Origin of the sequence: Leptolyngbya sp. AN10, assembly GCF_050565645.1 — a bacterium.
GTDB lineage: Bacteria > Cyanobacteriota > Cyanobacteriia > Leptolyngbyales > Leptolyngbyaceae > Leptolyngbya.
This window is the reverse complement of sequence record NZ_JBNXVP010000016.1, coordinates 58,432-78,430: the sequence shown is the minus strand read 5'-3', so window position 1 is coordinate 78,430 and position 19,999 is coordinate 58,432. Positions and strand designations below refer to the sequence as shown.

Genomic DNA, 19,999 nt, shown 5'->3' with positions numbered 1-19,999 from the left:
GCGGGAAACCGCGATCGCGGATTGACCGACATCGCTTGAGTGAGAATTTGCTCAATTTCCTTGTGGATTGCTTTTTCAACTCGTGACTCCTGATTCTTCATATGATTGTCTCAGTCGATCGCTCAGATTGAGCTGTTCTCCCCATCGATTGAGATACTCAAAGTCTAGCTGGTTGCTCTGCGCTTTCAGGACCCCAAGCACCTGTCTCCACTGTTTCTCAGAGCGACTCTGACGACTGTACACTAGTTTTTGCAGGATGATATCTTCTGCTGTACAGACCCAAAAGGGACTGCCAAACGTCTCAATTAGCAATCTTCGCTGCATCTGGGAATGCTCAAATGGCTCATTTGGCATTGCAATCAGGTCTGCATTATCCACCGTTTGGGTATGAGTGATAGAAACCGTTTTCCCTGAGCGCGATCTCACTTCTTCAACTGCACCTGGCGGACAATAGAAGCCAATTTGTTCAAGTTCTGCAATCAATCGATCGATCAGTTCGGTACGCTGTTCTGGATCGAAGCTCAAAATCAAGTCCGCATCCTGTGTTACTCTGGGTTCTCCCCAGATGGCGGCTGCCAGTCCACCCCCTAGATAATAAGGGATCTGTAAGTCTGTGAATAGCGAATGCAACTGCTGGGTTAGCCCGATTGAATCTTGTTGCTCCCAGGACATAAAGGTTCCTCCTAAAACGAAATGACCGCAGTACTTGTCGGGCAATAGAATCTGAGCTACTAGCTGTCTCTGCCCTGACTCTCTAATGTGGGGATGAGTTTGTTGGACGGATGCGATCGCGAGTTTCTTTGCCATCAGGTTCAATCTCTGGATCATGGCAATGCGATCGCTCAAGGATCTTTGCCTTAGAAAGTAGAAGTACGCGGCATCGGATTCAGGAGTCTTATCGTCTGCTTGAGAACGATACAAATTCGATGGAATCGGAATCATGGTGCTGCATCCTCGAATAATTTAATCTGTGTTCCTTGTCTTTTTCTGCTCTTTTTTGGTTGATTTTCTGGGATTGTCAAGCAGTGCTCCTTGCCCCAAGCAGTTAAGTTGAGTGAGCAGCAAAATCCTGCTCTAATCATCTGTTTCTGACGTTCTGTGTTGCACTCTAAGGGGATGATTACTGTGTTGTGGGTTAGTGCTTGTGCGTCAATCATCCTCAAGAAGCATTTCACATCTTCAATTTCACCGCCGAATTCTAGTAGTCTGTTTTCTTCGTCACACCTCTGTGGGAAACGCTGTACGACTTTGATTTTACCGCACCGAAAAACAAGCACTGAGACGATCTCAGTGCCCCTAATTGCTATCTTCACGGTAGCGCTCTGCGCTAATCGCTGCCGCTTGGTCTTCAATACGGGTTGCAAACTTTTCAACTAAACGATCTCGTTGTTCAAATTCTGAAGCACAATCTTGTTTCAGCGCATCCAAAGAAATCGGGCGATTCGCGCATTGGTAACGTCCAATTTTCCAACCTAGATCAAAAGCATCTAGAATTGCTTTCTGGATCTCGTTCATGGCGGTTTTCTCCTGAATTAATCTTTCATTAGTTTTTTGAGATCGAATCGAACAACTGGTCAACGAATTCCCTGCCTTTACGATTGCACTCCGCTTCAAGTGCTGCTCTGAGTTCTAAATAATTCAGATACCTTGGGATTCGGAGTGGAGGAATTGTCGGCTTAACTGTTCAGCTTGATCTCATCCAGCAAAGTTAACTTCCGATTTCAAAAGTTCGCAATTTTTGCCCACTTTTGAAAGTTGAGCGGATCGCAAGTCCACTTGGACACGGTTTGTCAGCGCTGCGAGCATGGTTGGTTGAGATGAAGTCACCGCGACTTCCAGTCCGGGCAGAATTGTTCGTCTGGGACACCCGTTGCTCACTCGCTTGGACAAACACCATCGGCTATTGATCAATTCTGTTGGTGTCTGTGTTCGAGTTAGGTCTGCGAATCTTCGCTTTACTATCAAGACTTTGATAGCTCTCGATAGAATCCAATATCTGGTCGATGCGTTCTTCGGATATGTCCCTTGATTTGACATCATCCCGAAGCAGTGTGAATTCATCGACAACGATAGTGTCGGCAGGTTTAGAATCCGTGGTTTTGTTGAGATTCGGTTCAGTCATTTTAGTGTTGTAGAAAGGATCTAGAAGTTGATTTCAGGACAGATCAAGTGGATGTTTGTACCATTTCACCAGACCAAATGCTGACTGTGGCAGATACGAATTGACGACACAGTTGGGTGGGGCTAACTCACCTTCTGTGATCGTATTGCTAATTTCCTGTTCAATTGTGACGATTGCTTGAGCCAGTTGATGCGATCGCTCAGTCGGTCGCCGCCCCTGAGTACGTTTGGCTTTCTCTTCGTCGCTTAAAGTCTTTTCATCGTACTCCTGCTTGCCGATAGCTGGACACTTTGTGTCACGTAAACCAGCCCTATACGGGATGTGTTCACGGTATATCAAGTTTGACCGTCCGGTGCAGAATGTTCTTGATCGGGTTGCGGTTGATCTAGTGCTGTAACCCGCAGCGCGGCGCGGCGCATTATATCGCTCACCTTGAGATTTCTTGCTTTTAAGCGATCGTAGGTGCCGCACGGCAGCACGCCTTGCTCTTCTAGAAATTCAGATGCGTGTTTTAGCTGAAGGTTGAATTGGAGTGCTAAGACCCCAACGTCAACGATTGTGAGTTTTCCTTGCGCTTCGATGATCGCTTGGGCGGATGCGGCAAGTTCGGGCGCTGATTCGGTGTATACCTGTTTTAGCAAGGCGACAAAGCGTTTTCCTCGCGCTGTTTTTAGCGCTTCGCTGTTGGGGTGGGGTGGCATTTTTGAGGTTTGACCTATCGCAAAAATGAGTGAGCTGTTAGGGGGCAAGCCATGAACTTGGGAAATCGATCGAGCTTTTATGAGTCTCCTGGTTAAGATGCCAAGGGCGGAAGATTGGGATTGAGCGGCTGCCAGCCGGGGTGTTCGGTGTCGGCGAACATGAGCCAGTCAAAGTCGTAGACCGTCTTTACTTTTGCTAGAATCCGGGGAGTGACTGCGCGTGCGAGCAACGCATCACCTTCTCCGACCGCAATAATGAGATCATCGAGCCAGTCGAGATTTTGGGGTTGAGTTGGGGCGGTCGGTTCGCGTGGAGTTAAATGATCAAAGCTACGGACTTTGTTTTCTAAGGACTGCATGTCCCAATCATGGGGTGGGTTCAGAACGGCGTGCGCCACAAGCCAGAATTCTAAACTTGGCATCCTCATGTCGTCACTGGCATCAAACATCTGAGGATGCTGCAGCAACAATCCTCCAGTCAAAGTGTTCCAATAGAGGCTAAAGTCGTCGATGCCTCTGGCACAGGGAACCTGCTCGACATCTGGTAAAATCGATTGCCGCACAGCCGAGACAGCACGGTGAAAAACGGAAAATCGAGATTACGCTCGATTTCTTCGCTGATTCGTAGCGGCAGCGGCTTACTCAGAGTTCTCCAGTAGGCACGTTGTTCAGGGTGGGATAGTCCTTTGAGGCAAGTTTTGAGCCAGGGTCTGAACTGATGCGACTGTTCTTCTTGGTTAATCAGCGATTCTAGCCGATTTTCCTCAACAGCATGGCGAAGCCGCTGTGTCTCCCGCATTTCTTCTAAGGTGGTGCCTAATATTATTTCAAAGATCTGGAACGCGGTTTCGGTCGCCGCAATTACCTGTGCGGTTTGTCGCAAGCATTTGAACATTGGGAATGTGGGTTTGTGGACAACTGGTCTTCGGTTCACTTATTGCTAAAAGTTAAGTCGAAAAGAGTAATCAAACGCATTTTCATAGTCTCCGTCAAGTCGGTAAGCTAGATATTCAAGCAGTATAGAAGCATCAACGATGCTATACTCTTCATCCTTAAAACGGTCCGTATTCTCATATTTCCAGAGAAGAGCGTCTTTCCATAGGTTTTGTCGGTCGACTTGGTTTGGCATAATTTCGGCAAGTGGAAACTGTTCGACACAAACGTCTGCTTGGTTCAGTTGCCTCAGAATTTTAGCGACTAGATCAGTTGTCTGTCGCGATGGAGATCGGGTTGAATTTGTGAAGAAGTACATCTTTCAGGTACAGTGTTCAGAAGTTGAAGCGAGTCCCGTTGGCGCTTACCGATAAAGCAGATTCGTACTTCACGTAAGCAATTCGCCCTTCGTGTTCGACCTTGACCCAGCCAAACTGAAACGGGGTGACTTGGTGCGGATAGTCGGTATGTGACTTAATCCCGTTGATCGCATGATAGCCGACCCGAGCAAACGTGTCTAAGTCTGGTCGAGTTAATTCGGGCGCGGCGACGGGTCTCGGATCTTCGATGCAGTTGAGTACGATTTCGGGTTGATTGCCTTTTATGGGGTTGTCCTTTGCATCTTGCCGCTGCCAGGTGTGTGTGTTCGGATCGTACTCGATTTGTCCGATTGGCTCCGAGTGGAATGACACGATAATTTGGCTGGGAGTTGCACCAGGAGTCAGTTTCGCGATGCGCCAGTTGTGCCCGTCGGAAAACTGATTGATTTTGGCTTGTAGATTATCAATCGAGCCGTAGCGTCCGGCAAGCAGATGAGCGCCAGCTAACCCGACGTAGGTACTGGCTTGGAAGTACAGCAGATGGTCTGATCCGTGTCGAAAGACTCTGCCCTCATAGCGATAAGGACTAAAGATAAGCCAGGTTGCGTTGGGATTAGAAGCGGGGAACATCATTTGACTCGTTTTAGGTAGGGATAGCGTCGAGATGCAGTTTTATTTGACAATCACCCGTCTTATAAGACGGGTGATTCTAGCGGTTGTTGATAATTCCGGTGTCTTGCTACTCATACTCCAGTACTCCACTTTTTGCTTGATTAATGCGGTGAAACATTACGCTGGGAGATTGCAGCAGCTCATATCCGGTGGCAAACACATGATATTTCCCAGTGTGATTGAGTTCTTTAACTTCCTGGCAAATTTGCCAATACATCGTTCGGTCAAAGTCTGCTTCGACATAGAAAACTGGAACTGTTGTTGTACTGGTGATTACTCTGCCGACAAAGTGTGGACAGTCTTGCTTTTGGGACGGAATGAAATTAGGGGTTCCCACTGTATCAACTCCGAAACACTCCTGAATCACTGTTATCATCGGAATAATGACCTCATTTGAGCATAGCGCTTATCTGTTAGTGCCTCTTGATAGCTTCCCAACTTTTCAAGCAGAATTAGGAACTTCACTTGTGCTTCAGTTGATCGGGCAACTACCGCTTCTAAATCTCGCCAGGCTGCATCACTGCGACAGATGAAGTGATTTTCCTGCCTAACTGTTGTGCCATTGCTGTATCTCAACATCTTGACTGTGTGCCGCTCGATCTCAATGCGAGTACATCTGGGAATCTGCCAGCGAACACGTTCGCGTGAGCCAGAGGCAACGGTATCCCAGCCCGAATAAAAGGGCATCTCTGCATTAGTATCATACGCTTTCACAACAGTCGCACTCAGACGCGCTGGCAACATCGACAAGCTACTCGCTGATTCAATCTGCTGTCTGTAGCTGCCCATTTGGTCTAGCTCAACCGCGAGTGCGCCAAGCGATCGATCGAACTGCTGGTAGTGGCTTTGGAAACTCTTCCATGCGGATGTATCGGGCAGACAAAACACTTCATTGATCTTGAGTGACTGCTCTTCAAGACTTGCTCTGCCTTCTGGATTATTCACTTCCTCTCGCTTGCCCCGCACGGTTGTAGGTGTGGAATAAAGGACTTCCATGCGTTCTAGCTTGGGCAATTGATACGGATGAGTGCGGCGATGGAGGTAGGCAATATGGGGAACGATCTGTTTAGTTCGGGTCATTGTTTTGCTGATTGTTTAACCTGGAATCGTATTCTTTGGTGATCTGAACGAAGTATTACATCAGGTTGGGTGTGAGTGGGAGACAACTAGATTAAATCAGTGTGAGCTGACCGGGCGCGGGAATCAGGCGACTGATCTCGTCTCGCAGTTGCTGAACTGAAGCTTCGTCGAATTTGTATCCGGTCTGCCAGTCTTGGGGCAGTCGCTCCAGCACCGATGAATCTTGATGCCACGCATCGATTAAGATCCGCAGTTTATCTTCAGCCTCTGCCATTGCTTCAGACAGCCCAATTTCGCTGCGATAAATTCGAGCATCGTAGTCAACCAGAATCGAGAACTCGCTGCGAATGGCAATTGCATAGTAGTCGCACTCAGTTTCGTGAAAGATTCGGAACCCTCGGTAAAGCTCGTTCTTCAAAAACCATTCTGCCACTTCGGAGTAATCGATGCCGTTGAGGTCTGGAACGAAGCTTTGTAACTTTTCACAAACAGGAGTAAAGAACAGATGACTGTTTTCGCCACACCCGCAATTTTCATCACAGAAAACAAGTCCGGTGACGCTGCAAATTTCTTCAATGCTGGGCATCTGCTGTTTTTCAGTACCCTTATGCTTTTTCGGTTTCTTCTTAGCCATTGGGTTCAACCTTCTGAAACAGGATTCTTCGATCTGGGTAATTTAGGAGACCGCGCATAAGAGGTGAGTCAGACGCGGGGATCTGTCCTTTAACGATGTTTTTGCCGTCCCTCACAGTGCTGCTGTGACACACGCCTGCTTTTTGACAGATCTGGGGGTAGGAGTAGTTTTGGGCACGCAGGAGACGGATCTGATTGATTTTATCGAGTGGGAACCATTCACTGTGCGGTGGGGGTTCGGGACTGAGTGTTTGTATCGGTGTCCACTCAACGACCTGTTCCATCGAGTCCTCGAAACCGGTAAGACTTGAGGGTGGTGGCAGCAATCTTGCGGTGATGTTCCTTGGAGAAGAGTTGTCCTCGATAAAGTGTAAGCCGAATCTCTAGTATTTGTGATTGAGCGTGGATTTTGTGGAATTGACCGATCCCGATGTGCTTATCCTAGAACTACAATCAAAATGATCGCTTATTGGGATAATAGATATGCCTTACGCTGTGCTGAGTGAAGAGACGAGAAAGCAGCTCGAACAAGAGCGAGATCGCCTAATGAGCGATCGCGATAGGATTATGTCAGAAATGATGTCATTGATTTCAGCGGAGGTTGATCAAACGATTCAAACCCTGAATGCTTTGCTGAATGGGTCGTCGGAAGTCAATGTTGCTGTTTTAGAACCTTCTGAATCCGCGATCGCTCAACTGGATGATGTGGCAAGCTCAACGCAACAGAAAACTCCTCGCCGCACCGGAACGAAGAAAACGAACGCTAAAGATAAAGAGCGATTGCCAGTATTAGCATTCAACGCCAAGCAACTGAAAAGTAACTTTAAGGGACTTGGCGTGGTCGAGGCAGTTGTGCAATTGATGCAGCAAAACTCAGAGCAAGTTTACGAGCTTGATGATCTGATTACTGCACTGTATGAAAAATTTGACGAATCTGACTTATCCAAAGCCAGAAAGACTCTGGGCGTGACGCTAATGCATGCTGCTCGCAAAGGCACGATCGATCAAGTTGGGAAAAAACCTTCACGCTACAAGCTCGGTTAACTCGATGCCTCTGCCTGATAAAAGTTATTGCAAGCGCTGCGGCAGACTTTGATGAATTGCAGCGATCGTCAGGATGCACTCGTCGATCGCTGCTTTATAACTCATTCCAGCTTAACGAACCTCAGGCTTTCTTGAGCGATTCTTTTGGTTGACTCGTTTCGGACGATGGAGGTGAGGAGTTTTCTGGTGCGGTGTCTGTTCTATAGATTTTTCTGGGGTTGCTAACCAAGTTGCTTCAATCAGATAAATTCGTTTTCCGCTCAAGATGTTGTAGAAGAGACCGACTTCGCAGCGAAATCCCTGTTGTTCAAGATCAAGGATTCGTGCATCACATTTTTGACGGGTTTGTTTTGCATCGTCCCAATCTTCGAGAAAAACTTCTGTGATAGTATCCATACACTTCATGAAAGTTGAGTGATCTGAGTTTACCAAGGTCGGCGGGAACGCCCCCACTTCGCGGAACGCAGAAACAGCGTAGCAAATTTCGGAGTGGAGCAAGTGGGGGATGAAAGCCGCGTTCATTTTGTCCGGTCAACCCCAGCAAAATTAGCACTCTCTCTTGCGTCTAACTGCGCTTGAGACAGAAATTGCCCAGTTAGTTCTGCTCGTTGTCGCTGGGCTTCTTTCCTTTAGCGGCGATTCCCACGAAAGAGGTGCAAGTTAGACAGATCCATAGCTCATTGCCTGTTCTGTCAAGCCCAACTGGAGTGCAGATTGGGTCTGGCTTTGACTGCTGACATTTATAACATTGCTTCATTCTTATTTCCTCCAGTTTTGTTTGGGTTTATCAAAATGGTATCCACACTAAACGACGATTTTTCTTATATTCATAGCTTTAATACATCTACACCAAAAGACGAATACCTCTAGGAATTAAAGGTTTGAATTCGACTCTATCTCGGTTGCGTCGGTTTTTAGAACGAGTGCTGTTAATCCCAGTACAATCAAAAGATCATTGCTAAGTTGCGTCGGTGGAATTTGTGGATCTTGCCACGGAACCGGCAGCAGAGAACTTCCTTTTTCTCTTGCTTGAGTTTCGGCAAGAATGCCAGCTAAACGGTAGGAGTATGCTTCTTGAGGGGAAAGGGATTCTGACCAAAATCGTTGTATCGCCTGCCAATATTCTGTAGGGGTCAAGGGATTCTCCTTCAACTGCTGTTGATTTAATTTTATCGATTTCATGCGAAATTGACTGGTTGCTTTGTAGAATCCCTTGGGTTTGAGTTCTAGAATAGAGCGAATCGGCAGGCAATATTAATTAGAGGTTTCCGAACAATTCATCAAACTGCTGTAGAAGATTTTTTCAGGCATGATCTAGGCAGTTTTGATACTGTGTGACCGTACAATTGACAAAGGCGAAGAAAACAGTTTGGGTATTGATTTGGCGGTGGAAAATTACGTTACTACCCCCTATTACAGCAGGCTGCTATCAAGTTTTCCTTAATTGCTATAAACAAATTCAAGTTGTTTTTCAGGGATAGGTTGAAGTTCTTCTACAACGATCGACTCTGCGGGTTTATACTCATCAATTTCTCGGGTAACGACCCAGGCTTGATTTTGACGCTCTAATGGTAGTGCTTCGGCAGTCGCATATTTATCGATGTTTTGAGTGACTACCCAAGACGGACAGTTAGTGGAGTCGAAGCACTGATGTTGGACCATTGGTAAAGGTTGACTTAGTTTTATTGGCATGATTCCATACTGAGTTTCTGATCTGTTCATCGGCTTGAGCGTTAATATCTGTTCTGGGTGTGTGATTTCTAAAAGAACTTCAGAGGTCTTGATCGATTGAAGAACCTTGATTAGATATTTCGCGTTGAGTTGGATATAAGTTGATTGTGAAATTTGACCCGGAAGTTGTAGACTCCCTAGATCATTGGAGCAGTAAAGCATCTGATTAACTGAGTCAAGTTCTATCCAGATCAGCTTGAGTTTGGGCTGAATTAGGCTCTGAACGATCTTAGTAAGCTTACTGCGTTGAACAGAGGCTGACCAGTTGCTTTGATGAGTTCGCTGCAATGGTAGTGCGGGGTACTGCTGATTGCTATAGCAGCTGACAATGCAGATGTTTTTGCTTTTGACTTGAATAAATTCTTGAAAAATATTCACGTTGATTGGTTGAGCACAAGCTTGCCTCAATTCTTCGCTTTTTACCACCGCGTGAGCGAGTTGGTCGCTGAGAATGAAGGAACAGTTGTCCCCCTTCACTGTCAGGCTATGCTGAGTGTAACAGTATCCATCGCTTGCTGTAATTGTCGCTTTGTTGTTATGAGCGACAAAATGAATTCCTGCGATCGCCGTGTCAATTTTTTGAGTTGACACAAATTTCAGGGCTGCTTTGAGTGCAGTAACTAATTCTTGCCCATCAATCTGAATTTCTGCTTTTGCGGTTTCTAATTTAGGGATCGGTTGAAACTTGATAGGCATCGATCCAAACTCGTAGTACATCGAGTCTTTACATTTAATGATCAAACGCTGTGCGTTTCCGCTTAACTCAATCGATTCCGGACAAACTTTGAGAAAATCAGTGAGTAGTTTGTGAGAGAAAATGCCTTCAAACGCTTCTCCTTCAATGTTGGGAATTTGGGTGTAGATCTGGGTTGATTGATTGCCAGCTCGAATAATACAAGTTTGGTCCCGAATCTGTATCTGCACACATAAATCTGTGACTGATGGACGTGATGATTTTGAATCGATCACAGGTGCAACTTGCTGTAAGGCTTTAATCAGTGCTGAAGTGAACATAGCGTATTCTTTGAAAACCTTGATATTTCTGACCTTGACGTGGAAAGTGTAACTACGCACCGCATCTGCTTTAGCTTTGATCAGCAGAAGATCCGCCTTCTATCTGGCAAAATGAGTGGCGAAAGGCAATCCCCGCTTCTGATAATCAGAAGCGGGGATTGGGGGAATTCTGCTGATCTTTTACTAGATCGGCGGGTTTCAATGCTCACTCTTAGCCAGGGGCAAGTCTTAGAACGTTTTATCTAATTCTGGTTAGTCGAGCAAACGGCTCTTTTATCATATGCACCTTCAGTGAGGGTTTGCCTGTGAGGTAGTGATATCTAAGGCGATGTCCTCCGTCTGTCAGAAACCAAGTTTGTCTCTTTTCTTTGCCTTTTCCAATTGTTGCTTCTATCAGGATGATTGGATCGTGACTCAGAGGGTATTCAGTGATCTCTGGCGTATTAATCAGCGTCTCGATCCAATCATCGTTTAGGTTGCGATCGAACAAAGAGCGTTTTGCGGTTTCGTCGGATGTTCTTTGCGGGTAGCTTACGCCAAAATTTTTAGCTAAAAGCTCAATCCTGTCTTGGTCTGCGTCTTCTGGCTGTAGCCCAAACTTCTGGATTACAAATAGAGCGCGTGGAACACTAAAAGTTAGACCGAAAAACTGATAATACTGCTGCTGCAAGTGTTCGGGGAGTGTCTTTTCGAACTTTCGGTATTCCGACAAGTGAAATTTAGGGCTGTTGATTGTACGGGGCATTGCTTTGAGTTCAGTTTCTATCTGTTTGAAGATGCACCTAAAATTTTCTCCTTTATTTTTGTCGTAAATTAGAGCACGTTCGTTTAACCCACGACTGTTTCAACGTTGTAGAATTTACAAGTTGCTTGAGAAGCAATGGGGTAATTGGTGCTTTTCCTACCTGCTCTAGATTATCTGAGGTAGAGTTAGCTTTTTTAGCACCATGCCGATTGACCTAAGTTCATCGACCTGCTCGATCAATCCAAAGGTCCCCTCAAAATCACCCAGTTCCTGCAGGTATCCGACTTGTTCATCGATTTGCTGGGCTTGTTTTTCGATTGCGTCGGCAACGGAAGAGATCCGATCGCTAATCTTTTGTAAATCGTCTTGCGATTCTTGCTTGAGTGTCATGAAATAAGTTTCGCTAAGGTTGATATTTTTTGCGCTACAGGTAAGACGATAGGCGCGGTAGCGCGAATAATCCTGAGTGTTCCATTCAGGCAATCTTGCATGCTTGCAAACATCCAATACGCATTGCAGATTTTCTGTTGCCCTTTTTCACTCATGCTTTAAATGCATCATTAGTGGGATTTTGAATGCTGGTTTGAAATTTAGCAGGAAGCTGAGAATCGTTGCTAATGAACCAGAGAAAAACGTGGGTAGCGAGTAAGAGCTTCATGTCAATCTAAGCGAGTCCTTCGAAGTCGGTGCTGATGCTGATGCAGCCATCAGAATTTTTGTGCTGAACTCCTCCAGTAAACACTCTTTGACGTGAAGAGATTGATCCTCTATCTCCATTTTCCAAGCTCAAAGCCCGACCGTTGCACCTCAAAACTCGAACGTTTGAGCTTTAACCTCCAAACTTCAATCTCAGAACTTAATTGAATTCGATTAACCCAAGTGCGACAAGCTCCCATTTTTGTTCAGGAGTCTGTCGCACTTTCGCAGGTTTCTTTAAAATGAAAGTGCTACTGGTCAACGATTGTGTTCCTGACACTTGAAATAGTGCTTCTGCTGATTTCAAAGTGTACTTACCCCATTGATTATTCTTTGGAAAAAGTTCAGCTTCACTTGAGTTTAGGACTGGAACTACAAAGTATTCGCCAGATCGAGATTCCCTTAAGATCGGGGCTGATATTCTACCGCTGATTCGCTTTTCGATGCTCTCTTGAGTTTCAGAGAGTTTTTTTCCTCTACTTAGCTTAAAGAATTGTCCTGGGTCTTGATTGTATGCTTCAAGCCTGGTGTTTTCTGCACTATTGTTGCAAACTGTCTGTGTTGAGTTTCTTGGACGAGAAGATTTAAGGGGCTGCGGCGAATTCTCAGATGTCTCTAGAGAGTGATCAAGGCATCGAGCCAGTTCGTTAACTTGGCGCTGCATTAGAATTTTATCCTTTGCTTCTGTGCTTAATGGGGTACTAGAAGTTGAAGTTGAATGTGGATGTTGTTGCTTTAGAAGCTGTATTCCTGTTTTTCGCGGAAACACAAACATCTGTTTTTCTGTGGTGTCGAGCATTAGCAGATGAGTTGCTTTTTCATTGTGTCCACCAAAATTTAGGGACTCTAATGCTTTGACTTGTGCGACAGCATTTTGGATGACAGGATGTTCGGTTAATCTTTCCCAGCACAAAGAGTTAAAACTATCGCTGGTCTTACCGTCTGTCCAGACTGGAATTCCAGCATTATTAAATAGCCCGATAAATCTGGACTCAACATAAATCTTTGCTGTAAAAATCAACAAATCAGGCATTGGGCACTGAACAAGATAGGCTTGCTCAAAGTTTTTTGCGGTGTTCATCTTTTGGATTATTTGGTGCTTTTAGCTTCCTCTAGGAAGGTTTCTCGGTGTTCGCGATATCTCGGCTAGTTTTTCAAGCTCGATTCCTGTGTATTGAGCAATCTGCTCCAATTCTGTACTTGTCTCTGGCTTTCGACAAAGAGCGAGTTTGTCTAGGGTTTCCGTCGTACAGCCAAGCTGAATTGCCAAATTCTCTCTGCTAACTTCCTTTTCGTGTTGATATTGCTTCAAGGCTGAGGCGAGGAAAAATGGGCGATCGCTGGCTCGGTCCGCAGCACGAGCAATTAAATCAGACATCGAGATTTCTCCTTGTTGAGCGTCTATATGGTATTCCTCAACTTTGGAAAAAGTTCGACAACGGCTTTGACAAGACCAGGATCAACCGGAGAAGACGAATAGCCAAAATTTCTAGTTGTTTATGGTTCTTTCCATATTAGAAGTGGGGTCTGAAATCTAATGACATAAGAGTGATTTCCCGGTCTCCCACATTGCTGCATTTCCATGCTGCTCCTGCTCGAAAATCCACCATTCAACACCCCAAAGATAAGCACGTCTGATTCCTGATTGTCTAGCTTGGTTGACAAGCTGTATCAATTTAGCTGGTGTCATCGATTTTTGCCATTCGGTTCTTGATAAAGTGGCATTGTGAGTGGGACCCCAAGGTTCAGCTTGTAATTCTGTAATCCACAGTTCTTTCGCACACTTTTCAGCACAATGGCGTTGATACTGCAGTGAAAGCGGTGCAACGATTCCCAAGTTTAGTAGATCGATGTAGCCAGCGTACTGGGAATGCCTAAAATACACTGTGTTATAAACATCGATTCCGACAATGTCAGCCAGTGAGATGATCGGATGGTGCATCGAAATTAACCAGGGCAAATTTGGGTAAGTCAGAAGTATCGGGCGCTGTGGGTCTTGTTGTTTCACAACTTCAATCTCAGTTTGTAAAATGGCTGTAAGATCCCGACAACCCACTCCCCATCGGCTTGCAGTTGGCTCGTTTTCAAGTTGCCAAGCCTCGATGCAATTAAAATGCTTTGTGTGTGCGACAACTGTTGCTACATATTGAAGTAAACACTGGGTAAACTCATGATCATCGAGCGATTTTGCCCAAGTAGGGCAGTAGCATTCCGGCCATCGCGGAGATCGGTGTCCCACGGTAAGCACTACGGAAATTTGCGCTGCGTCAGCAATCGTTAAGATCCGATCAAGTAGCGACCAGTCAAATTGCCTTCGGCAAGGCTCAATTTCATCCCAATACGTGGGGATTCTCAAGTAGCGAACACCTAGTGCATTTACCAAAGTTCCGTAAACAGACTCCCACGATAATCCCAATTCTGCTACATATCGATGACTAAAATTTGCACCAAGCTCTAATTCTCGGTCACGGGGTTGAGACTGGAGCCAAAACTGGCGGATAAAATCGGCTGTTCGCTTCAAACTCGCGACATTACTCATTGCTAGTAGTCAGCATAATTGCACAATTGTTTTTCTACAAGAGCATTCAGCAGACCAGATCGATTCAGATCTGCCTCTGGATACGCACTCCGAAGTTTTGAGCTAACTTCTCTTCAGAGCAGATCATCCAGGTATTTTTTCCGATTGAGGTTTCTCGAGTGCGAAAAGCTTCTTCGGCTGAGTCAAAGATTTGTGCGCCCCGAATATCAGAGACTTTGCTATAGCCTCGTTCTTGATAGTCAGCGTTGGCGTAGTAGCCACCAGTTGTGCAAACTAAGTAGAAATTCATTGTTTTCTCCTACAGGGTCAACTTTATTTTAAGGGGAGTAATCGGGTTTAATCGGCTAGATCTTGTTTTGGCTTCCAGCGATTGTCCTTTTCAACGTGGCGATTGTTTGAGGCAAGACCTGAATCGATGTTCCCTTCCGCGAAAGTCCACCTTTTAGTGCATAAATGACTGCACTGCCTTTGCCGACAATGCAAAACGTTCCGCTATGTTCAGTGTTTAGCGTTCTTTGCTCCTCAGAAAGTTGCGAATTGTTTAGAAGCTGATTCACATACTTTTCCACTGCCGTTAGAAAGGACTCAACGTCACTCGACTGCAATACAACGATATGACCTCCTGATAGGTTATCGTCGCTAATTTTGACAATTCTATCGGCAAAGATGTAAACGGAGAGATTGTCGACTTTGTGATGGGCGATTATATCTTTTGGAGCTTCTGCTTCCCAATCGTTCCAGTGTTCTTTCCACAAGTAGTTTTCACCGAGTATGCTTTTCGTTGCGACTAGAGAACTTCGGATTGTATCATTCCACTGTTTCTGAAGCTTTAGCTCAAATAACATTTCTAACAGCAGCATTGTGTCGCGTCGTGTTAGAATCATATCTTCATCCAGAGTATAGTGAAAGATGGCGTTAAAACCAGGTTGTGCCGCAACTAAACGATGTGCTCGCTCATATTCTATTCCGGTTGTGTCGCAAAATGATCGCAGAGAGAGATACACGATCGGTTGAGGTTCGGCTGTTCCTCTCAGAAATTTAAAGGTGGTCATTGATAGATAGTGTTTATAAATGAGTATGGAATAACTTGGTCTCCCCGTTGAGAGACAGGGTTAAATTCTCGCTTGTTTCTGTTCGAACTGAGCTTTCTTCTAATTCTTGACGCAGACTGCGGCGGCGGGAACCGCCATTGTGATCGTTGTTTGTTAGCAGATCGATGACAATCGCGATGACATATCCTGCGTTTGCAATGTGTCCGTATAGTCCTGGTTTCTCGACGACGGCAATGTACATAAAGTATGGTGCGTACAGCGCAATTCCTATCCAATAAAGATAGCTTTTCCATTGCTTTTGCGTGTGCTTGACTCGTCCTCGCGCCACCCAGAACAGTGCTGAAACGAAGTAGACCGCACTAGAAAGCATCACGCTATTGGCAAGAATATTGAGCAGCGCCATGATGAATGGAAGTAAAATAAGCGTCCAATATAGTCTTGTGTCGCTTACAAGATCGATCAAAAATAAGTCAATTTGCTGAAGTAATCGTTTCATGAGCTTTCTAGTAAACTAAGGTTGCTGAGAGTTTGCTTTAACCGCAGAAGAACGCTTCGAGCCGTGTGGGATTTCAGCCTTATTCATAGAAGCGAATTTTTGAGTCGTTTGTCACCCGATGGAAACTGTAGAAGCTATAACTTGTTGGTTCGATCTCTATTTCTCCTCAGAAACTGGGGCTTGTATTTCTTCCGCTGATTCAAATGTCTTCCAGGAGTCGTAAACCTGGTCTAAGCATTGCAATTGCCCTGGATCGTATGTTCCGGTTCGCATTGCAAGCCGAAGCATAATTGATCGCATCCCCATTTTCTCCAATACAATTATTGCTCCAGCACAATGCTGCGGCTCGCGATGCTGCAAGGTTTTATGACACGGAAAAGTCTGTGTGTCGTCTTGTAATGCTTCGGAAATCTCTTTTCTCCGTTCTGTTCCAAGATGAAAGAGCGGTGAAATGCGAAATGGGCAATCCTTGCAGGGTTGAGTTAAGCTGAATTTCATTGGTTTGACGAAAACTCTTTTTGAGCATAAGGAAATAAGCTGATCAAGCAAGCTAACGAGCCGCTATTTTGTGGTTGACGGTAACGCTTTGACTGCGTTGATCAGTTCGTCAAGACTAAACCCTACGGGTTCTGATCTACCGACCCAAGTGATCACTTCTTCAGGGGTAGCGCAGTCTAGCTGGATCCGCTGAAACAGGTCTAGGTATCGATCTTTTAACTCTAAAACGAGTGTTTGATTGGGGTCAATATTCATGATTTTTTACTGGAAATCTGAGCACTTAAGAATGCGTCGACTGATTAATTACCACGGTCTACTCGGGTTTATCAACGTCCCATTCGAAAATCCATTTGATGTCTTTGTGGACTAGATCTGGTAGTCTTTGGATTTCAATTGCACTGATGCTACTGACTTTACCTAAGCTATGCTGCATCTGAAACGGAAGTCCACTTTTGAATGGAGAGTGAACTTTGCTCGCCTCAAATGGATTCATATTAATGAACTCGACTGCCTGTGATTCTGTGCGATCGCATAAATACCATTGCGACCACCACTCTCGCTCTAGCAATCTTCCACTCGGATAAGTCCAGCCTTCAGGAACCACGTCCATCGGCGCGATCTTTCCTTCCCAGTCTCCGATCCATAGTGTTGCGTAGCTGCCGACCAATCGTAAAATCTGATCCAATTTTGGAGAACAAGTGCTAATGCCAAGATCATCTAACAGTTCTACTGCTTCATAATCAGGCTGAAAAGCCCACCATGTGAACGGTTGCCGAAGCGCTCTATTTTGAATCTGGAACCGATGATCGTAACCGGGAGTCCTGAGTTGAAGTTTTCTTAACATATCAGTTGTTCTAGTGAAACTAACGTTGGTTGTCTTAGGTAAAGTGAAGCTGTTTGATCTCTTCTCTCTTGGACGCTATGGCTTTATGTCAGTTGACATGGCAACGATTTTTTAGTTAGCTTGTTGTTTTTTGTCATCATCGTATTCCGAAGATTATTTGATCCTTTCAGCATAGAGCGAAATCGGCTCTCTGGTTCAATCTGCTTCAGCAAGAAGCTGCTGTAACTCCCAAAACCGAAATGAGTAGAGATCGCTATACCGTTCTTCGATAAGTCCTGTTCGTAGTTGTGTCATGGTAACAAACTCGTCGCTATTGATCTGGTCTATCCATTCGCTTGTAACTTGAGGCTTTGTGCGAAAGTATCCAACTAGGGCGGCTTTAACCTCTTTGCTGGAAAACAAGGGTTGTTGCGGTGATAATTGCTTCGCAATTTGCCTCCATACGGATAGACTGTGATCGTTCGAGAACAGTGGGGAAATTGGCTGCCATTTCCCCTGAGAATGGTCCCAGTCCCGAATCAGAAATCTTAAAGCAAGGTCAACCCAGGATTCTTGGCAATCTTTAAACTGAATTGAAGGTGATTCTTCGAATAGATTGACGAATAGAATAAGCATTGCCGGGGCTGTGCAGAACTCCTGTAGTACTGGGCAATCACCAAGCTGCGCGATAAATTGTTCGCTAGCTTCCGGTATGCCTCGGACACTAAACCATTGATAAACAAATTGATGAATCTGATCAAGGCTAAAGCCTGCGAGTTCAACGACATTAAATGATTCCACCCAAAAGAAGTGAGGTAGTCGAGAGGCTACCACGATCGTGGTGTTCGGATATTTGCAAGCAAACGTCTTGATTGCTGTAACAATGCTTCGTGAGTTTTGCACTTGATCAAGATTGTCTAGCAAGAGCCAGATTTCTCCCGATTGTAGTAGCGTAATTACCTGTTTCTCGACGTTTTCGACGGTTGTGCTGGTTAACTGTGCAACTTGTTCGATGATTTTGACATCGAATTGCAACGCACATTTTTCCGCTTCAAAATCATCAAGGTCGATCAAAAAAGGCAGCGTCGGGCGTTCGGGTGAGAGCAGAGCTTGCTGTGTGAGCCGCTTGAGCAAGGCGGTTTTGCCGATACCGCTATTGCCGACAATCAAGGTGTGATCCCCAGGCTTGATCCGGACTGGAGTACGTTCTGGCTCAATCTGCCTAAAACTTCCGGTTTCGAGAATTGAAGTGGCAGCTTTCTGGGTCAGTATACTACGCGATCCTCGCCGAGCTTTAGACATTCGATACTGATCGGGTTCGATGTAAACGGAGCTGAGCTGCTGCGGGCGAGACATGATGGAAATACGAAACCAGTCTGTTGCGGTGTGATACCGCTGGACAAGCGCTCTTATTAGAGTTTGTCGAAACACAATGCTGACGGTTTCTTCGTTTGTCGTGGAGGCACTGATAATGTCGCTAAGATTTAGCTGTAAATAGCTGGCAATCAGTTGGGCTTTATTCGCTCGAACGGGTTTTCTTTGTAGAAAACTATTGACTGTAGCGCGAGATACATCGATATTATTGGCGAGTTTGGTTATGGTAAGGTTGTGGACTGCCAGCGCTGTCTGAACTTGCTTTAATCCCTTTTCTGAGAGGCTATATGTTGTCATAATTGTGGGTGTCCGGTTGGGGTGTGAAAGCATGGGTTGGAGGATTCGCCGTCAAGCTTTGGCATCCGGCCGATTGTTGGCAGAGCAGCGTTGGGTAAGCAAGGTTGAGGGTTCTGCTTTTAATTAATGCTCCAACGCGAAGAATCAGTCTTCTGGACTCACTCCTGCAAATCTTTTGACTGCTTGCCGTAATGCTTGCCCTGTTAATCTTGCATATTCGGAGATTTCTGCCTCGTTGTCTTGCAGATCTTCTGCCAAATATTCAATTAAAGGAATGTCAAAGTTTTCAATGCCTGCCTTTTTCCAAAGTGCGATTGTGGTTGCTTGATAACAGCAAATAAAGGCTTCGACCGCAAATGGATTGAGTGTGGGATGATTTTTATAGATGTACGCTCTTAAATCTTGGGAGTCTTTTTCTAGAATCTGGTTTGCTGAGCGATATTTCGCTGATTCGTGGGTGTGATTTAGATCCATTGGTGTTTCTAGTTGAGTAAGTTCGCTTGGTGGGGTTGAGGCGTGATCGGCTTTATGGGTAAAATTGGCAGGCTAGGTCAGACTTAGCAGCTAATTCATCGAAGCCTAAGCCAAATCCAGGATTTAGGCTATCGGTTGTCATCATCGCTTTGTGGTTCTTAGGTCCATTGAGAAGGAGAACTGCTTTTTTGTCAGGTTCAACATTCCTTGGATTACCGTAGAAGATGAGCTGTGTGGGCGTAGATACTTGAAAATGAGCTTGACCTTGATGCCATAAGGGGGGTAACGCGAGCGTGATCGATTGACGCTCAATTTGGATGGGTTCAGCAGAATTGAGCAGTTTAATGGCAGCCTGTGCTGTGTCAGGTTGCGCTTCGATAAACCGAATGACTTCAATCAGATAGCACGAAAAGAATTCACAGCATTCCTGCAGAATTTTATTCTGTTTTTGCTTAATTTCAACTTGGAACTCAATTAGGGCATTAAGGCTTGCGAGTCCTTGCATGGCTTCTTCTTCACTTAGAATCGGAGGAATCTCGAGTGAAAGGGAAACTGTTAGGTTAGACGTGTTCATTATGAATTTATTGGCAATCTAGGGTTTGCGGGATGATGATCCCTTTTGAACTAATTTTGGAACGAGTCAGCGATCGCTGACTCGTTTCAGGGGTTGCTTTTTCTTTGCTGCAGATCACAATACCGAGTGCGCCTCAAACTCGAAACTCTTTGTAGCCGAGTCTCGTTTTAGAACGAAAAGC

General features: G+C 45.3%; 27 protein-coding genes. 1 reads left to right on the top strand and 26 read right to left on the bottom strand.

Annotation, left to right across the window (positions count from 1 at the left end):
* Positions 1-75: 75 nt before the first annotated feature.
* The 10 genes from ACQ4M5_RS22000 to ACQ4M5_RS21955 form a co-directional block, all read right to left on the bottom strand.
* Positions 76-942 carry a hypothetical protein gene (locus tag ACQ4M5_RS22000; protein WP_430677813.1) on the bottom strand — a complete coding sequence of 289 codons (867 nt, stop codon included), beginning with the start codon at positions 940-942 and terminating at the stop codon, positions 76-78.
* A 354-nt stretch (positions 943-1,296) separates the two neighbouring features.
* Complete coding sequence (locus ACQ4M5_RS21995; protein WP_430677812.1) at positions 1,297-1,515, bottom strand: hypothetical protein; 219 nt, start codon at positions 1,513-1,515, stop codon at positions 1,297-1,299.
* Positions 1,516-2,155: 640 nt separating this feature from the next.
* On the bottom strand, positions 2,156-2,461 hold the full coding sequence (locus tag ACQ4M5_RS21990; RefSeq protein WP_430677811.1) for a hypothetical protein: 306 nt from the start codon (positions 2,459-2,461) through the stop codon (positions 2,156-2,158).
* Positions 2,458-2,823, bottom strand: coding sequence for a hypothetical protein (locus tag ACQ4M5_RS21985; RefSeq protein WP_430677810.1), 366 nt, complete (start codon positions 2,821-2,823; stop codon positions 2,458-2,460). Before ACQ4M5_RS21985 ends, ACQ4M5_RS21990 begins: the two co-directional genes overlap by 4 nt.
* A 92-nt stretch (positions 2,824-2,915) precedes the next feature.
* Complete coding sequence (locus ACQ4M5_RS21980) at positions 2,916-3,386, bottom strand: hypothetical protein (RefSeq protein ID WP_430677809.1); 471 nt, start codon at positions 3,384-3,386, stop codon at positions 2,916-2,918.
* Positions 3,302-3,718: a hypothetical protein gene (locus tag ACQ4M5_RS21975; RefSeq protein WP_430677808.1), complete on the bottom strand. Its 417-nt coding sequence runs from the start codon at positions 3,716-3,718 to the stop codon at positions 3,302-3,304. The genes ACQ4M5_RS21980 and ACQ4M5_RS21975 overlap by 85 nt, the downstream gene beginning before the upstream one ends.
* Before the next feature lie 373 nt (positions 3,719-4,091).
* Entirely contained in the window at positions 4,092-4,709 is a 618-nt protein-coding gene (locus tag ACQ4M5_RS21970) for a hypothetical protein (RefSeq protein WP_430677807.1), read from the bottom strand.
* Positions 4,710-4,815: 106 nt separating this feature from the next.
* The gene (locus ACQ4M5_RS21965; RefSeq protein ID WP_430677806.1) at positions 4,816-5,124 is read right to left on the bottom strand and encodes a hypothetical protein; all 309 of its coding nucleotides are present in this window, start codon (positions 5,122-5,124) and stop codon (positions 4,816-4,818) included.
* Entirely contained in the window at positions 5,121-5,828 is a 708-nt protein-coding gene (locus ACQ4M5_RS21960; RefSeq protein WP_430677805.1) for a hypothetical protein, read from the bottom strand. The genes ACQ4M5_RS21965 and ACQ4M5_RS21960 overlap by 4 nt, the downstream gene beginning before the upstream one ends.
* Before the next feature lie 91 nt (positions 5,829-5,919).
* On the bottom strand, positions 5,920-6,462 hold the full coding sequence (locus tag ACQ4M5_RS21955) for a hypothetical protein (RefSeq protein WP_430677804.1): 543 nt from the start codon (positions 6,460-6,462) through the stop codon (positions 5,920-5,922).
* A 482-nt stretch (positions 6,463-6,944) separates the two neighbouring features.
* Here ACQ4M5_RS21955 and ACQ4M5_RS21950 point away from each other — a divergent pair, with 482 nt between their 5' ends.
* Positions 6,945-7,505, top strand: coding sequence for a hypothetical protein (locus ACQ4M5_RS21950; protein WP_430677803.1), 561 nt, complete (start codon positions 6,945-6,947; stop codon positions 7,503-7,505).
* 111 nt (positions 7,506-7,616) lie between these two features.
* On the opposite strand, the gene ACQ4M5_RS21945 is transcribed toward ACQ4M5_RS21950, so the two are convergent.
* From ACQ4M5_RS21945 to ACQ4M5_RS21870, 16 genes are all read right to left on the bottom strand, one after another.
* A complete protein-coding gene (locus ACQ4M5_RS21945; RefSeq protein WP_430677802.1) occupies positions 7,617-7,901 on the bottom strand; it encodes a hypothetical protein in 285 nt (94 codons plus the stop codon).
* A gap of 477 nt (positions 7,902-8,378) precedes the next feature.
* Positions 8,379-8,642, bottom strand: coding sequence for a hypothetical protein (locus ACQ4M5_RS21940; RefSeq protein ID WP_430677801.1), 264 nt, complete (start codon positions 8,640-8,642; stop codon positions 8,379-8,381).
* Between the two features lie 303 nt (positions 8,643-8,945).
* Positions 8,946-10,250: a hypothetical protein gene (locus tag ACQ4M5_RS21935; RefSeq protein WP_430677800.1), complete on the bottom strand. Its 1,305-nt coding sequence runs from the start codon at positions 10,248-10,250 to the stop codon at positions 8,946-8,948.
* Between the two features lie 238 nt (positions 10,251-10,488).
* Positions 10,489-10,995: a hypothetical protein gene (locus ACQ4M5_RS21930; RefSeq protein WP_430677799.1), complete on the bottom strand. Its 507-nt coding sequence runs from the start codon at positions 10,993-10,995 to the stop codon at positions 10,489-10,491.
* Between the two features lie 165 nt (positions 10,996-11,160).
* On the bottom strand, positions 11,161-11,385 hold the full coding sequence (locus tag ACQ4M5_RS21925) for a hypothetical protein (RefSeq protein ID WP_430677798.1): 225 nt from the start codon (positions 11,383-11,385) through the stop codon (positions 11,161-11,163).
* A gap of 466 nt (positions 11,386-11,851) precedes the next feature.
* The gene (locus ACQ4M5_RS21920) at positions 11,852-12,772 is read right to left on the bottom strand and encodes a hypothetical protein (protein ID WP_430677797.1); all 921 of its coding nucleotides are present in this window, start codon (positions 12,770-12,772) and stop codon (positions 11,852-11,854) included.
* A 21-nt stretch (positions 12,773-12,793) separates the two neighbouring features.
* Entirely contained in the window at positions 12,794-13,069 is a 276-nt protein-coding gene (locus ACQ4M5_RS21915) for a hypothetical protein (RefSeq protein WP_430677796.1), read from the bottom strand.
* Positions 13,070-13,225: 156 nt separating this feature from the next.
* Entirely contained in the window at positions 13,226-14,230 is a 1,005-nt protein-coding gene (locus ACQ4M5_RS21910; RefSeq protein WP_430677795.1) for an endo-1,4-beta-xylanase, read from the bottom strand.
* Positions 14,231-14,294: 64 nt separating this feature from the next.
* Positions 14,295-14,519 carry a hypothetical protein gene (locus ACQ4M5_RS21905; RefSeq protein ID WP_430677794.1) on the bottom strand — a complete coding sequence of 75 codons (225 nt, stop codon included), beginning with the start codon at positions 14,517-14,519 and terminating at the stop codon, positions 14,295-14,297.
* A gap of 55 nt (positions 14,520-14,574) precedes the next feature.
* The gene (locus ACQ4M5_RS21900; protein WP_430677792.1) at positions 14,575-15,282 is read right to left on the bottom strand and encodes a hypothetical protein; all 708 of its coding nucleotides are present in this window, start codon (positions 15,280-15,282) and stop codon (positions 14,575-14,577) included.
* 13 nt (positions 15,283-15,295) lie between these two features.
* Complete coding sequence (locus ACQ4M5_RS21895; protein WP_430677791.1) at positions 15,296-15,778, bottom strand: hypothetical protein; 483 nt, start codon at positions 15,776-15,778, stop codon at positions 15,296-15,298.
* A 156-nt stretch (positions 15,779-15,934) separates the two neighbouring features.
* Positions 15,935-16,276: a DUF6283 family protein gene (locus tag ACQ4M5_RS21890; RefSeq protein WP_430677790.1), complete on the bottom strand. Its 342-nt coding sequence runs from the start codon at positions 16,274-16,276 to the stop codon at positions 15,935-15,937.
* A 313-nt stretch (positions 16,277-16,589) separates the two neighbouring features.
* Complete coding sequence (locus tag ACQ4M5_RS21885; RefSeq protein ID WP_430677789.1) at positions 16,590-17,120, bottom strand: hypothetical protein; 531 nt, start codon at positions 17,118-17,120, stop codon at positions 16,590-16,592.
* Between the two features lie 195 nt (positions 17,121-17,315).
* A complete protein-coding gene (locus ACQ4M5_RS21880; protein ID WP_430677788.1) occupies positions 17,316-18,770 on the bottom strand; it encodes an NACHT domain-containing protein in 1,455 nt (484 codons plus the stop codon).
* Positions 18,771-18,914: 144 nt separating this feature from the next.
* Positions 18,915-19,244: a hypothetical protein gene (locus ACQ4M5_RS21875; protein WP_430677787.1), complete on the bottom strand. Its 330-nt coding sequence runs from the start codon at positions 19,242-19,244 to the stop codon at positions 18,915-18,917.
* A gap of 52 nt (positions 19,245-19,296) precedes the next feature.
* Entirely contained in the window at positions 19,297-19,818 is a 522-nt protein-coding gene (locus ACQ4M5_RS21870) for a hypothetical protein (RefSeq protein WP_430677786.1), read from the bottom strand.
* Between the last annotated feature and the right edge of the window lie 181 nt (positions 19,819-19,999).

Excerpts from the sequence above, each read along its gene's own strand:
- ACQ4M5_RS21960 (WP_430677805.1), bottom strand. The coding sequence starts at position 5,828 with ATGACCCGAACTAAACAGATCGTTCCCCATATTGCCTACCTCCATCGC.
- ACQ4M5_RS21925 (WP_430677798.1), bottom strand. The coding sequence starts at position 11,385 with ATGACACTCAAGCAAGAATCGCAAGACGATTTACAAAAGATTAGCGAT.
- ACQ4M5_RS21875 (WP_430677787.1), bottom strand. The coding sequence starts at position 19,244 with ATGGATCTAAATCACACCCACGAATCAGCGAAATATCGCTCAGCAAAC.
- ACQ4M5_RS21900 (WP_430677792.1), bottom strand. The coding sequence starts at position 15,282 with ATGACCACCTTTAAATTTCTGAGAGGAACAGCCGAACCTCAACCGATC.
- ACQ4M5_RS21955 (WP_430677804.1), bottom strand. The coding sequence starts at position 6,462 with ATGGCTAAGAAGAAACCGAAAAAGCATAAGGGTACTGAAAAACAGCAG.
- ACQ4M5_RS21930 (WP_430677799.1), bottom strand. The coding sequence starts at position 10,995 with ATGCCCCGTACAATCAACAGCCCTAAATTTCACTTGTCGGAATACCGA.
- ACQ4M5_RS21950 (WP_430677803.1), top strand. The coding sequence starts at position 6,945 with ATGCCTTACGCTGTGCTGAGTGAAGAGACGAGAAAGCAGCTCGAACAA.
- ACQ4M5_RS21910 (WP_430677795.1), bottom strand. The coding sequence starts at position 14,230 with ATGAGTAATGTCGCGAGTTTGAAGCGAACAGCCGATTTTATCCGCCAG.
- ACQ4M5_RS21970 (WP_430677807.1), bottom strand. The coding sequence starts at position 4,709 with ATGATGTTCCCCGCTTCTAATCCCAACGCAACCTGGCTTATCTTTAGT.
- ACQ4M5_RS21895 (WP_430677791.1), bottom strand. The coding sequence starts at position 15,778 with ATGAAACGATTACTTCAGCAAATTGACTTATTTTTGATCGATCTTGTA.
- ACQ4M5_RS21935 (WP_430677800.1), bottom strand. The coding sequence starts at position 10,250 with ATGTTCACTTCAGCACTGATTAAAGCCTTACAGCAAGTTGCACCTGTG.
- ACQ4M5_RS21905 (WP_430677794.1), bottom strand. The coding sequence starts at position 14,519 with ATGAATTTCTACTTAGTTTGCACAACTGGTGGCTACTACGCCAACGCT.
- ACQ4M5_RS21975 (WP_430677808.1), bottom strand. The coding sequence starts at position 3,718 with ATGTTCAAATGCTTGCGACAAACCGCACAGGTAATTGCGGCGACCGAA.
- ACQ4M5_RS21920 (WP_430677797.1), bottom strand. The coding sequence starts at position 12,772 with ATGAACACCGCAAAAAACTTTGAGCAAGCCTATCTTGTTCAGTGCCCA.
- ACQ4M5_RS21995 (WP_430677812.1), bottom strand. The coding sequence starts at position 1,515 with ATGAACGAGATCCAGAAAGCAATTCTAGATGCTTTTGATCTAGGTTGG.
- ACQ4M5_RS21915 (WP_430677796.1), bottom strand. The coding sequence starts at position 13,069 with ATGTCTGATTTAATTGCTCGTGCTGCGGACCGAGCCAGCGATCGCCCA.
- ACQ4M5_RS21965 (WP_430677806.1), bottom strand. The coding sequence starts at position 5,124 with ATGATAACAGTGATTCAGGAGTGTTTCGGAGTTGATACAGTGGGAACC.
- ACQ4M5_RS21885 (WP_430677789.1), bottom strand. The coding sequence starts at position 17,120 with ATGTTAAGAAAACTTCAACTCAGGACTCCCGGTTACGATCATCGGTTC.
- ACQ4M5_RS21870 (WP_430677786.1), bottom strand. The coding sequence starts at position 19,818 with ATGAACACGTCTAACCTAACAGTTTCCCTTTCACTCGAGATTCCTCCG.
- ACQ4M5_RS21985 (WP_430677810.1), bottom strand. The coding sequence starts at position 2,823 with ATGCCACCCCACCCCAACAGCGAAGCGCTAAAAACAGCGCGAGGAAAA.
- ACQ4M5_RS21945 (WP_430677802.1), bottom strand. The coding sequence starts at position 7,901 with ATGGATACTATCACAGAAGTTTTTCTCGAAGATTGGGACGATGCAAAA.
- ACQ4M5_RS22000 (WP_430677813.1), bottom strand. The coding sequence starts at position 942 with ATGATTCCGATTCCATCGAATTTGTATCGTTCTCAAGCAGACGATAAG.
- ACQ4M5_RS21880 (WP_430677788.1), bottom strand. The coding sequence starts at position 18,770 with ATGACAACATATAGCCTCTCAGAAAAGGGATTAAAGCAAGTTCAGACA.
- ACQ4M5_RS21890 (WP_430677790.1), bottom strand. The coding sequence starts at position 16,276 with ATGAAATTCAGCTTAACTCAACCCTGCAAGGATTGCCCATTTCGCATT.